This window comes from Beggiatoa alba B18LD (genome assembly GCF_000245015.1).
In the GTDB taxonomy this organism is placed as follows: domain Bacteria; phylum Pseudomonadota; class Gammaproteobacteria; order Beggiatoales; family Beggiatoaceae; genus Beggiatoa; species Beggiatoa alba.
The window spans coordinates 2,766,293-2,779,667 of the sequence record NZ_JH600070.1 but is presented as its reverse complement, the minus strand read 5'-3'; the positions used below and the strand labels follow the sequence as shown (position 1 = coordinate 2,779,667).

Sequence of the window (13,375 nt, the reverse complement as noted above, 5' to 3'; positions counted from 1 at the left end):
CACCTTGCTTACATTGTACACATAAGCCGAACCATAAGAAAATCATAAGATAAACCCTATGAATATGCTGAATGAAATCTCTATTCCTGCTATTTTTTTACTCCGTGATACCATCATTGTTGATACTAATGAGCAAGCAACAACATTAACGGGCTTTGCACAAGAAGTATTACAACAAAAAGATTTTATTCAGTTATTTCCTAATACGTTTCATGAAAAATTAAAAGCGCAACTCGCTAGTTTTACGCAACCATTAACCCAAGTTGTGCGTTTTGAAACGCAAATGTTAAGGCAAAATCAGGAGCTAGCTTGGGTTGCGATTTCTTTCTGTCCTATTTTGCACGAGTCACAACTGACTATCCTAGTCCTTGCCATTTGTTTGGAGTCTATGGGGCAACACAATCGAGAAACAGAACGTTTAATGTCTGCGCTTGCTGACAGTACACAACAACTAATGCTCACTAATCAACGCTTAGAAATGGAGATTAAAGAGCGTGAACAGACTGAGGAAATGTTTCGTTCGGTTGTTGAATCTGCTTATAGTGGAATTATGATTGTTAATCAACAAGGTATAATTACCTTTGTTAATTCACAAATCGAAAAAATGTTCGGGTATTCTCGTCAAGAACTCATTGGAAAACCACAAGAAATTTTGATGCCTGAACGCTTTCGCCATCGCCATGTTCATTACCACAGCCATTTCTTACAGCGTCAACAAGCTCGTCATCTAGGGGCTGTCCGTGATTTAAGTGGCGTACGACGCTCTGGCGAGGAATTTCCGATAGAAATTGGGTTAACCCCTTTAAAAATTCGTGGGGAATCGATGGTATTAGGCGTTTTATTAGATATGACGGAACGCTGTGCGATTGAACAACAAATCCGTTCACTAAATGCCGAACTTGAACAACGGGTTAAAGAGAGAACAACCGAGTTAGAAAAGAAAAATCGAGAATTGACTGAGCAAATCGAGGGACGTTTACTTGCCGAAACAAACCTAAAAGCAGAAAGAACATTGCTGACTAAGCGTGTGATGGAGCGCACCAAAGAGTTAAGCACGGCTAATGCAAAACTTGCCTACGCTTTACGCGCAAAAGATGAATTTCTCGCCGCGATGAGTCACGAACTGCGTACCCCGCTAAATGCCATTCTTGGCATGTCTGAAGGCTTACAAGAACAAGTGTATGGTGAGCTTAATACGAAACAACTCAAATCATTACACACGATTGAAGAAAGTGGACGGCATTTATTAAGCCTTATCAATGATATTTTAGACTTGGCGAAAATAGAAGCAGGAAAATTAAAGCTAGAAATGAACACGCTATCGATAGAACAAGTCTGTCAAAGTAGCGTGCGCATGATTAAACAAGCTGCCCTGAAGAAACGTATCAAAGTCTCTTTACAATTCACCGACACGAACTTGCTCATGTTTGGCGATGAACGTCGGATTAAACAAATCCTAGTCAACTTACTCAGCAATGCGGTGAAATTCACCCCCGAAGACGGCACAATAGGGCTAGATGTACACACCAATATTGAAAAACGGACTATCCAAATCGTGGTTTGGGATACTGGTATCGGCATTGCGACGGAAGACTATCCGCTACTGTTTCAACCTTTTGCCCAATTAGATAGCAGTCTATCGCGCAAATTTTCAGGAACAGGCTTAGGACTTTCATTAGTCAAACGCTTTGTAGAAATGCATGGCGGGAAAATTGAAATTGAAAGCCAAGTCGGTATTGGAAGCCGTTTTACTGTGTCCTTTCCATGGCGATTACTCGTTGAAACACCAGCAACTGATTTTTTACCTGACAGCCTCAATAAAAACAGAGTGCGAGAATACGGACAGCGAGAAAAAGCCCCATTAGTCCTGATTGCAGAGGACAACGAAGAAAATTTAGACACAATGGCACGCTATCTCTCCGCACGTGGCTATCGTCTTCTGACCGCACGCAATGGATTAGAAGCCTTAGAACAAACTAAAAACCAACATCCCGATGTGATTTTGATGGATATTCAAATGCCTGTTATGGATGGACTAGAAGCAACCCGCCAAATCAAAGCAGAACAAACGACAAAAATGATTCCCATTATTGCGATTACCGCGCTTGCAATGCCAGGGGATAGAGAATGGTGCTTACAAGCGGGTGTGGATGAATACTTAAGTAAACCTGTTAGCTGTCGTCAACTACTCATGACGATAGAAACCCTCATTCATCCCAACACCTCGCCAAACACCTAAAATGTAGCATGATCAACAACGGCAGTTAAATGGCGTTCACCCTCTAACAACTGCTTATTCAACGCCAGAAAAAAACGACGACTTTCGACACAATCACAATAATCAAATCCAGTCAACAAAGTACACTGTTGCCCACACCCCTGCCGACGCGCAAAGGCTAACTGCTTTTCTTTATCCATAACCCACCGCCATTCACAAAAAAGAATCCCTTAGCGATAACCTGAGATTACCACCGCGCTATGAATGACTATTATCTATGATTTCACCAGCTTTGCATAAATCGTATGACGAAAACGTGCTAAAAAACTGAACTTATTCACTAAACGCTCATAAAAAACCCCAAGCCGAAACGCCAACGCATTAAATGCCAAATAACTGGGATGTGATTCAAATAAACGCACTTCGCACTGCTGAAACCCCACTTGCTGGGCTTTCTGACGAATCGCGGAGGGTGTATTCATCCGATAAAATGTCAACCAAGGTTCATGACTTTCCTGCGCCATTCCCCGCGCCCGATTTGCCACCAATTTATGAAACCAATGCGGTGTGAACGCTGCAATCAACGTCACATAATGCGCCCAGTTTGCCGTCCGAAACAAATAAACGCCATTTGGCTTTAAGACGCGATAAACCTCTTTTAAAAACGCCTCAGGGTTTTCTACATGCTCAATCACCCAATCAGAATAAACCGCATCAAAAGACGCATCGGGAAATGGCAATTGAATCCCATTATTCACATAAGCCTCATCTAAATCTGTATTTTGCAAAACAATTGGGTCAGGGTCTATTCCCACTAATCGCTTTACTTGCCCTTTTAATCGCCGCTCCTTTTCCTTAGCAGTTGGCCCTGCTCCAACGTTTAAAACGACAGCACTCGGCAAATCGATACTTTCCCGTATCCACTGATAAAAGGGATAAGTACCATCTAAATAACGATAACCATCAGCTTGAAAAGGGTAATAATAATCTAATAATTTTATAACACTGGGTTTCATAATCGCCCTAGCGAATGTGAGAGGAGAAAACGTAACCATTTAACGGGAAAAAATTCATAAGGACTCGCAACCTCATGGGCATCATGTAACATCTGCCAACGTTTACGCACAACGGCATAAGCTAACCACTTAGTATTTTCTAAACTGACTAAATAGCGAAATCGCCACCATTTCGCGGTATAACGATAATTTTTACCGTAATACTCCTGAATATTCGTGGCATGAATACTATGCATTAACTTCAAACGTCGCCATGTAAAATGAGCATACTCGGTCGGATAATCCTTCACCCGCTCATGACGGACATTAATCACAGGTTCAGCGACATACGCAACAGACCATTGCCGAGCCAAACGCATCCACAAATCAACATCCGCTAACAAGCCAAACTGCTCACGCATTCCGCCCAACTGCTCCCAACAACGTCGCCGTATCATCGCAGTCCCTCGCATAGGGACATAAAAACCCTGCAATAACTCCTGCTCGAAGAAAGGGCGACCTTGCATACAAGGCTGAAAGTTTTTATTTTGTTTTATGTGGGAGTAATTAGGATCACCCTCTTTCTCATAATCGTTAAAGACAAATCCCGTATTGGGATAAGTTTCCATCACGGTTAACCAATGCTGAAAACAATCCATACGATAGGTATCATCATGATGTAATAAAGCAATATAGTCACGAGAACAATGAGATGCGGCAAAGTTCGCATTCTTTGCCATTCCCATATTATAAGGTGTACGAATTAAACGAATTTGAGGATATTGAGCTGCTAGGGTTTGCAAGACATCCCATGTTGCATCCGTTGAGCAATCATCACTGATGATAAATTCAAATCCTTGAATATTCTGATTTAAGATTGAATTAATCGTTGTTTCGACAAGATGTGCATGATTATAAACTAACATGCAAGCCGAAATTTTTTCACCAGATTGGATAGTAACAGTCATTACAAGTCGACATTAAAAATCAATTAACAGCACCAAAGGCTTTTAATTGAGGGGCTAAGTTTTCTTCTAATTGTGGCGCATGTGTTTTTTTAGCAATCAACATACCACCATAAATATTAGAGCGTTTTTTCAATAAATCATGATTACCTAATGCGATATTAACCTTATAAAGCAATTGATTAACCTTTTCTAATGCCCGTTCACGATATAAGGGATAAGTCAAAATGGACAGGAGCGCAACAACTGCATTATTTTTAAAGAAAAATCCACCATAGAACTTATGATCAAGCACAGAAAAACCTGACGCTTGTAACAGTGCAAAAATAGTATGTTTAGTATGCACTCGCACATGAAAATCAGCAGAATCATTTAAATAAGGGACGGTAAGAATTAATGTACCATCCGCTTTTAAAATTCGGTTAATTTCTGCAAGGGCTTGATAATCTTGTATCAAATGCTCAACAACTTCGCACATAATGACACAAGCAAAATGTCCATCTGCAAAAGGTGTTCTCTGTGTAATACTTTGTTTATAGAAACGTTCTTGCTCTATCTGAGGAAAGTCAACAATATCTAAAAGATACGCATCTTTTCCTAATCGCCGTAACTCTGAATAATCTCTTAATAAGTAATCTCCAATCACAAGAATACGTCCTTCTGCGGGTAAATGTTCCATTGTCCGACGATGAGGAACATAACTAGAAGGAAAATCCAGATGGCTTTTAGTTGGAAAAAAACGTCTAAATAGTTTTCTCATAATTATTTAAATTTTATTCGTTATTCAGCTAGTTTCGTTTATTAATCTGATGTAAAAAATTCACTAACCGTTCACCATAATCATCCCATGTTTGCCCCTGCTTCACGGATTCATATGCGGCTAACCCCATAGATTTAGCATTATCTTGATGCTCATAGAGATACAACAATTTTTCTTTTAAAGCCTCAACCTGTCTAATAGGCACGATAAAGCCATTTTCCCCCTCAATCACTAAATCGCTTGCCCCTACGTTTTCTGTCACGATAACGGGCAATGCACAAGCCATTGCTTGAGGAACAACCATTCCAAATCCATCCGTAATTGAAGCAAGAACTAAAACAGAACCTTGCGCATATAACGCAGCAAGTTCCCGTTGCGGAAACCCTCCTTTAAAAAAGATATTATCCGCTTGATATTTTTGAATAACTGACTGTAAATTAGACGTTTCTAAACCGCCACCAATAAACCATAACTCAGAATTCGGCAGTTTTAACTCGCTAAAAGCCTGTAATAAATACTGAACGCCCTTACGCTGGTCTATCCCACCACATTGAATAACCCGAAAAACAGTATCTTGTTTCTTAGCAGGCTGAAACTGTTGCAAATCGACACCACATTGATTAACAAAAATTTTTTCGGCAGGAATTCCTTCTGCTATCATGCTTTTTTTAGCTGGATTACTTAACACCATGATATGGTCAGCCGCTTGATACTCTGCATTTTCCCGCTCGATTACCCAATCATAATGCTTCTGTAAGTGCGCAAGGCTACCGCCCCACAGTTGGCATTCATCCCGTAACAAATCGAATTCCGTTTTAGGATGAAAACTACCACGCTCCACTAAGGTTGTGATGCCATGCTGTTTTGCACGCTCTATGGTTTCTAATGAATACGTTGTTAAACCAATAAAAACATCTGAATCTAAAGGCAAATAATGTGGGAGTCGTTTTGCAAAGAATAGAATACTGGAGCGAGTAATCTGGCTACGTGTTTGAAAAGAAACCCATGGAAACACTTTGCGCGTTACTCGCCCATAAATCCCGTTTAGTAACAAAGAAGTAACCTTATCGTCTGTAATCTGCCAGCGACGGGTCATGAATTTAGGATAATCATTAATCAACCGATGCAACACACCTAAACGTTGCAATTGATACGCTTCATCAAAAATCCAAAAACGGTTATAACAAGAGGTTGTGACTTTCATGCGTTACCATTATCTCTATTGGGAATCATGGAATAACAAAGCAACAAAATAAACCCAACTAAACAAGCGATTAATAATAAATGTGCTTTACTCAATACTTGGTTATTCATTCGTGTCAACGTCCCCATCCCTCTTGGTGGTGCAAACGCAAACCAATGCGCCTCATCAGTATCACTCGCAATAATCTGAAAAGATGTCGTTGGTGTTTTAATTGGGATGAGTTGCCATGTTGCTGTGTTGACGGGAGGAATATCGATGGTTTTTCCATCTGAGGTTAAAAGTTGTAACCGATTTTTTTGACCATCAATAGACCCAATCACAGGGAGATACAATGTACTTTGTGCTAAAGAAATTGGTTCACTGATAAATTGTGTATTAGCAGAATCAATGACTTGTTGATGATAAGACCCTAAAACATTTTCCCCCTTAAAGGTCTCAATATCCTGCGGTAAACCATTATTTATAAACAAACTATTAAGAATAGTTGCTCTAAGTGGTTGTGGAACTAAGAAATCATATGGTAAATGCTCTCGTAATTGCGAGAGTAATGTCGCTAATTTCTCAGACTGATAATAGGGAATCGCTTGATCCGCAAGTTTTTCTTTAGATTTTAAAACTTCAATATCATTCGTGATTAAATAACTACGTACATTTTGTAAATAAGCCTTGTTATAGCTAACTTTTGCCGTCATCGGAATCAATAAAGAATATAAAGCAAGAATAATAATTCCTAACGTTGCCAAAGTTTTCCACGTACAACTAAACATAAACTGCGTAATATTTAACCAAACCTGTTTAAAGACTTGTGCTTGTTTCAAGCAAAAAATTTCTAATATCAAATAGTTCACTAATAACCCTAAGGCTAAAATATCCCGATAACGTCCACTCGGTTCAACGCCATTTTTACCCGCGACGTAAGCCATGCTAAATGCCTGCGCAAGCACCCAAAATCCTAAACCTAATAAAAATAACTCAGCAGTTGTTGGCAACGTTCTATAACGAATAAATTTAAAAATAAAGAAAATAAAAGGTAAATAGAAAAATATCCCTAAAAGAGGAAATGTAATAAACGGAAAAGCTAAGGCTTTACCAAATGCCATTAAGAAGAAAATAGGATTTGTTGCAGTACGAACGTTGGGTAATTCTACAAATAAAACCCAAAGTAATACGGTTGTTACTGCACAAAGAATAATACTCACCAAGTAGGAAAATCGATTTGTTCTATCAAAAAGTGCTCGATATGCATTAATGAGCATAATAACGGGAAAAACTAATAATCCTGATAAAATACTAAAAAAGGCACATAAACCGCAAAAAAAACCAAACCACCAACGAAGCGAAAAGGTTTTATGTAGCAAAGTTCCCCAAAGGGATAAGAGTGTAAATAAAATTAAAAACGCAAAACAAGATTGAAAACCAAAGAGAATATTATCCCACGCGTGCGGAAATGCCCAGATTAAGACAACGCTAATTAAAATATGATTTTTATTAAAAGTGTGTAAATGTCGCGTTAAAATTAAAATCAGAGTGATTGCAGCTAAAACATAAATAGCTGCGCTTGCCGTCATTTCCACTAAAGCATCCCATTGATTATTATTAATAATAAGCAAAAAAATGCTAAGCAATCTAGGGAAAATAATAATGTGTGCGTTATATGGTGTAAAAAAATTACTAACAGATAAATCCCCATTAAAATAAGGGATAAAAACATCAATACCAAAACCATCCCATGAATCTATAATTGGGATAGGAGAGCCATAAAATTGCACTAATGTTAATCTTGCCGTGAAGATAATTAACACAGCAACGAATAAACGCAGATAAAAACCAGTGTTATCAGAGAAAATAGTCATAAGTTAGGCAGTATGATATTCATATAAAATATAAGAGGATAAATCCTTAGGATTTCCAAGCTTTACAAACATCCCATTATTCAATAGATGCTGATGAATATCGAAGGGATTAATACCTTGTTCCTGCAATAAAGAGGTATGATAATCCAATAACAATTTTTTAATCTTGCCTTGCTGAATAAAAGGCGATAATACATCTACCACTTTATGTTCAAACCCTTCCACATCTACTTTTACAAAATCAATCTGTTGAAGTTGTGATTCTGTAAAAATTGTCTCAATAGCGACAAATTTCACTAATTCAGTTTCTTTTGCAAATCGATAATGATGGACGATACTAGAAGCCCCTGTATTCAAGCTAGGATATAGCTTCATTTCAATCGTACTATTAGGGTCTCCCCCTAATGCATTGTTATAAATTTTAAAATTTGTAACTTGATTTAATCTCAAGTTAATTTCAATCAAATCACGTAACCGAGATTGAGGCTCTATGGCAATCAATAGCCCATTATCACCCACTAATTTTCCAGCTAATGCAGAAAAAAAGCCTTCATTTGCCCCAATATCTAAAACAATATTACCTGTTTGAATTTCCGCTTTAAAAATTGCAACAGTTTCAGGTTCATATTGTTCCGTTGTAATCAATTCATGCCCTAAATGTGAAAAAGGGTCTAAATATAATTTTAATCCGAGTTCTGTTTCAATAATTCTACGACGTTCATCTGGGGCTAATAAACGCACAAAAAAAGTTGCTAATGGCATAGGGCGGAGCTTAAAAAGCCATGCAAATTTCTGTGTTAAGTGTTGTAAGTAATGTTTGTTCGTTTCCACGCTTAGGCTCTTTCTTGGTAAGTTTATAAATAAGCAAGCATTTGTTTTAATCGCTCATGATGGCTATAACCGCTGTTGATACAGCGAACACGGGCAGCACTTGCAATGGCTTGTCGTTCCGTTTCATGGCTTAAGTAATAACGAATTTTTTCTAAAAGTTCTGATTCTGATGAGAAATAAACAGCTTCTTTATCTTCCTCAAATAAACGTAAATGTTCCTCTGTTCTTTCTGCTAGCATAAACCCGCCACAAGCTGGGATTTCCATCGTTCTATCGGTTTGTAAGTCTCGATTAGCTTTTCGCAAAAAACATAAATTAATTTTAAATGCCGCTAACCCTTTTAAATAATTTTCACCATATAATGGTTTATTTTCAATCAATAAATTTTCTGATTGTCCTTGTAACGTTTGCCAGTGTCCTGTTCCCCAAACACGAACTTTTATGCCATTTTTTGCTAAAAATAATAAACTCTCTGCTCGTTCTTTTTCGTAAGACCCAATAAAACCGACATCCCCCCCTAAGTTTTGTTGTTCTTCCGCACTCAACGCTCTTGGATAATGGGTGTGTGCATCGTAAGATTTATCGATAAAAACGACTTTTTTAGCTCCTAAACTGGGTAGCTCGTTTGGTTGGCAATTATAGCTTTTGGTTGTAAAAACAATGTCATATTCTTTTAGCCCCCACGTATAAAACCAACAGCGGTTATGACGGGCAAACATATCATCTTCGGAAAAAGAAACGAGTTTGCTATGTGGCAGTAGTTGTTTTAGGCGACGTAACGTTGCAGGGGCGACAGTATTGCCTTTTTCAATCCAGATAATGTCGGGCTGATGTTGCTGGGCAAGTATGGGTAATTGTTGATTTAAATGCGTTAAATCTCGTTGAAATCCTAATTTCCATAAAACTCGGTCTATGAATAATGGTTTTTTTCTAACATCTTCAACAGGAACAGCAGGATAAGTAATCACTGTATATCCTAGTTCCTCAAACGTACATTTGCGTTGATAGGAACGTCCATCCGCATTGAGTCGGTCAGAGATAAAAAGAATTTTCATAAATTAACTCATTAAGTTAGCGACATCATAAATATACATTTGTCGCTGTCCTGTATGGAGTGAATCAACACAAATATAACGCCCTGTAAAATCCCAACGTGGATGTAAATCGCAACGCATCGGGGAATCTGCAAACTCAGGCGGTGTATGCAATTTATCGACGATAATCAGTTGTTTTGTTTGCACATTGTATAGGTAAAGCCATTGATTAAATTCATCATCTTGATAAGTATCAGTCACTAACCATTGGGGATTTTGCGGATTCCATGAGGGATGCCCATCTACTTGTAAACAATGTTCTGCAAATAAATGAGCATTTGTCTGTAGCGCGTCATTGAGCAAGATATAACCTTGTCCGCTGATTTTTCTGGCTAATTTCCCTTTTACAAAACGATGATAAAGCGGTAATAATGGTTTAAACAGTAATTTGACTAAGCTACGATGTTGTCTTAATTTATTCAATGGGTTAGGTAATCCACCCCATGCAATAACTTGTTGATTACCCCGCCAATTAAAGTGTGTGACTTTGCCACTATTGAGTAATAAACGAATATCACGCCCATCTTTTTGTGCAGAATATAAACGGGAAAAAATCCCGCCATCATCTAACACCCAGCGATGCAAAAATAAAAAGCGTTCGCCATCAGGGCTAAACATTAAATGTTCTAGGTAATGGTCGCCAAATGCCATCGAGGACAAGTGTTCTGTCTCATACATTTGTTGTGTACTGATAAGGGGTTGCAAGGATTTTTGTTGAAAATCAAGCCAAAAAATGCCATCGCCTGCAACAAGTTTTTGATTTTTTGCTGTGTTTTCTATGCCTGCATAAGCATAACTACGACGCGGAAAATATAAGCGTTCAAAATCAACGGTTACTGCTCCAATACCTGATGGATGTACACTATAAATAGGATAAGGCAGAATTGTCCGTTGTCCCGTTTCTATCTCTAAAATAACAGAAATAAAGCGATTTTCTTCACGATCATTAAAAATGATATACCGGTCATAGTCAGGACCTAACCATTGCAACATACAGCCTTGTTGCCAGTTAAAGGCACGAGTTTCTGCGAGTTTATAAAACTGGTTATCCGTTAGTGACCAATATCCTACGGTTGCAATATCTTCATCGGTAGGTAAGCGGTCAGTAAAATTCGTTTGTAAACAAAGCAGACGACTCGTCGATTTATCTAATGGCGATTTATCGTAATAGCCAAAAAAATGATGTTGTTGACCTGTTGTCGCAAAGCAGGGAGAAATAGGCATAAGTTGTTATGAATGGCGAAAACAGTAGTTAAGTGCATCCATCACCCCCTGCGCATTCGCTTCGGGTGTCCATTTTGCTACTTCTGCTAAACTGGCTTGTCGCATTGTGGCACGCAACTGACTATCTTTTTGTAATTGAAGCATATAATTAGCTAATTGGTTCGTATCGCCAACGTCAAAAATAAAGCCGTTGTGTGCTTGTTTGACTAAATCAATAGCCGTTCCAACCCCTTGAGAAACTAATGCAGGTAAACCAAAGACTAAGGCTTCATTTAAGGCTTTTGGCGTTGGGTCATATTGTGAAGGCAGGACAAAAACATCAGCGAGGGCGAGATATGTAGGAATTTCACTGGAGTTTTTGAAGCCTGTAAAAATAATATTTTTTACCCCTAACTGTTCAGCTTGTTGGGTTAATTCAGCCCGTAAAGGACCATCTCCGACAAAAATTAACCATGAATTAGACAAATTTGCTTGTGCAAAAGCGGTAATAATATCTTGTGGTCTTTTCCGTTCTGTAAAACGTCCGACAAAGAGAAAGACACAGGCATCTTGTGCTATTCCTTGTTCTTGGCGTAATTGTCGCGCTTGTTGTACTGCTTGAGGTTGAACCGCTTGTAAGTAGGTATTGTCAACAGAACTGAGTAGCGGAAAAAGTTTGGCATCCGTCGCGCCAAAATATTTAAAATATTGACGATTTGCTTCACAACTGTACATTACCGCATCACAACGCGCTAATAGCCATGAAAGCAGATATTTTTTAATTTTACGACGAAAAGAGGTAGAAGGATTACCTAGCGTTGCCTCAGCACGCAAAATAACTTTTGTCCCAGAAATTTTAGCGGCTAATAATGCAATGTAAACACTGATAAAATTGTAGCCTGTTATCAAAATCGCATCGTATTTTTTACGTCCAATTTCTAATAGTAAGCCTGGGTTTATTCGTTCAATAATCGCTTTTTGATCATTAAACGTCATATTCCACATAAATTTATAGTGATAACCTTCTAAAAGTGGAATATCCCACTTAATCACCGTATTCCATTCTTGTTCATACTTTTCCTCTATTCCCCGTTTTGCTAAATATAAAACGGTTTCATCAATATCTGGATAAGCATGTAATGCACGATAAAACGGCACTTGATAAGGCACAGGATGATAAGGTAATAAGGCAACTTTATATTTTTTGGTCATTTTTAACACATTGCCATTATTCAAATAAATTCACATTATCCCGCACCCATTGAATGAGCTTGTTCACCCCTTGTGTGGTGCTAATTTGCGGTGTCCAGCCTAATGTCGTTTGAATTTTCTGCAAATTACAAACAAAAACGGGTTGGTCGCCTGGTCGCCATGCATCGAAAGTCAGCGGGATTTTTTTCCCTAATCCTTGTTCCAATAAAGCAATTAATTCCAACAGGGACATTGTATTATTAACGCCCCCACCGACATTAAACGCTTGTCCATTGGCTTTATCGGGTGCATTAATCGCACTTTCATAGGCACTGACTAGGTCATCAACATGCAAAACGTCGCGTATCTGTTTGCCATCACCATAAATCGTAATGTTTTTATTCAAAACAGAGGCGATAATAAACCATGCGACCCAGCCCTGATCTTCTACCCCAAATTGACGTTGCCCATAAATACAAGATTGACGAAACACAGTCGTTTTTATCCCATAAATGCGAGAATAGTCAATCATATACTGGTCAGCCGCACCTTTAGAACAGCCATAAGGAGAATGAAAATCTAATAACTGTGTTTCATCAACCCCATGCGGCAGGTTAGCATATTCATAACGTCCATTACGCTCAACTGTGCCTAAATGCTCCATTTTGCCAAAGACTTTATTTGTGGACGCATACAATACAAAGGCGTGTGGCGCGTGTTGGCGAATCGCTTCTAAAACGTTAAACGTGCCCAACGCATTAATTTCAAAATCTTCACGAGGATTCACCACAGATGTTGTAACGGCAACTTGTGCAGCGAGATGTAAGACAACATCGAAGGATTGTTGCTGAAAAACAGCAGCTAACGCAGGATAATCACGAACATCAACTTGTTTAAAATCAATCGGAACTTGTTGTGTAAGCCAAGCTAAATTATTCGGTGTCCCTTTACGCGACAGATTATCTAAAACGGTGACTTTCCATCCCTTTTGTGCAAATGTAAATGCGGCATTCACCCCAATAAACCCTGCACCACCTGTAATTAACATTGTTTTCATGCAA

At 38.6% G+C, this 13,375-nt stretch carries 12 protein-coding genes; 1 reads left to right on the top strand and 11 read right to left on the bottom strand.

Annotation, left to right across the window (positions count from 1 at the left end):
- Positions 1-58 precede the first annotated feature (58 nt).
- Positions 59-2,239 carry a PAS domain-containing hybrid sensor histidine kinase/response regulator gene (locus tag BEGALDRAFT_RS11305; protein WP_002690088.1) on the top strand — a complete coding sequence of 727 codons (2,181 nt, stop codon included), beginning with the start codon at positions 59-61 and terminating at the stop codon, positions 2,237-2,239.
- Here the strand turns inward: BEGALDRAFT_RS11305 and BEGALDRAFT_RS11300 are convergent.
- From BEGALDRAFT_RS11300 to BEGALDRAFT_RS11250, 11 genes are all read right to left on the bottom strand, one after another.
- Positions 2,236-2,418, bottom strand: a complete 183-nt coding sequence (locus BEGALDRAFT_RS11300) for a hypothetical protein (protein ID WP_040294946.1) — start codon at positions 2,416-2,418, stop codon at positions 2,236-2,238. The genes BEGALDRAFT_RS11305 and BEGALDRAFT_RS11300 overlap by 4 nt on opposite strands.
- 75 nt (positions 2,419-2,493) lie before the next feature.
- Positions 2,494-3,234, bottom strand: coding sequence for a class I SAM-dependent methyltransferase (locus BEGALDRAFT_RS18295; RefSeq protein WP_002690087.1), 741 nt, complete (start codon positions 3,232-3,234; stop codon positions 2,494-2,496).
- Positions 3,231-4,181: a glycosyltransferase family 2 protein gene (locus BEGALDRAFT_RS11290; RefSeq protein ID WP_002690086.1), complete on the bottom strand. Its 951-nt coding sequence runs from the start codon at positions 4,179-4,181 to the stop codon at positions 3,231-3,233. The genes BEGALDRAFT_RS18295 and BEGALDRAFT_RS11290 overlap by 4 nt, the downstream gene beginning before the upstream one ends.
- A 19-nt stretch (positions 4,182-4,200) precedes the next feature.
- Positions 4,201-4,938 carry a class I SAM-dependent methyltransferase gene (locus tag BEGALDRAFT_RS18290; protein WP_002690085.1) on the bottom strand — a complete coding sequence of 246 codons (738 nt, stop codon included), beginning with the start codon at positions 4,936-4,938 and terminating at the stop codon, positions 4,201-4,203.
- Between the two features lie 28 nt (positions 4,939-4,966).
- A complete protein-coding gene (locus tag BEGALDRAFT_RS11280; RefSeq protein ID WP_002690084.1) occupies positions 4,967-6,142 on the bottom strand; it encodes a glycosyltransferase family 4 protein in 1,176 nt (391 codons plus the stop codon).
- Complete coding sequence (locus BEGALDRAFT_RS11275; RefSeq protein WP_002690083.1) at positions 6,139-7,995, bottom strand: hypothetical protein; 1,857 nt, start codon at positions 7,993-7,995, stop codon at positions 6,139-6,141. Before BEGALDRAFT_RS11275 ends, BEGALDRAFT_RS11280 begins: the two co-directional genes overlap by 4 nt.
- Positions 7,996-7,998: 3 nt before the next feature.
- The gene (locus BEGALDRAFT_RS11270; protein WP_002690082.1) at positions 7,999-8,826 is read right to left on the bottom strand and encodes an FkbM family methyltransferase; all 828 of its coding nucleotides are present in this window, start codon (positions 8,824-8,826) and stop codon (positions 7,999-8,001) included.
- Positions 8,827-8,849: 23 nt separating this feature from the next.
- The gene (locus tag BEGALDRAFT_RS11265; RefSeq protein WP_002690080.1) at positions 8,850-9,881 is read right to left on the bottom strand and encodes a CgeB family protein; all 1,032 of its coding nucleotides are present in this window, start codon (positions 9,879-9,881) and stop codon (positions 8,850-8,852) included.
- A 3-nt stretch (positions 9,882-9,884) separates the two neighbouring features.
- On the bottom strand, positions 9,885-11,144 hold the full coding sequence (locus tag BEGALDRAFT_RS11260) for a hypothetical protein (RefSeq protein ID WP_002690078.1): 1,260 nt from the start codon (positions 11,142-11,144) through the stop codon (positions 9,885-9,887).
- Between the two features lie 6 nt (positions 11,145-11,150).
- Positions 11,151-12,335, bottom strand: a complete 1,185-nt coding sequence (locus BEGALDRAFT_RS11255; protein ID WP_002690076.1) for a glycosyltransferase family 4 protein — start codon at positions 12,333-12,335, stop codon at positions 11,151-11,153.
- Between the two features lie 16 nt (positions 12,336-12,351).
- A complete protein-coding gene (locus BEGALDRAFT_RS11250) occupies positions 12,352-13,371 on the bottom strand; it encodes an SDR family NAD(P)-dependent oxidoreductase (protein ID WP_002690074.1) in 1,020 nt (339 codons plus the stop codon).
- Between the last annotated feature and the right edge of the window lie 4 nt (positions 13,372-13,375).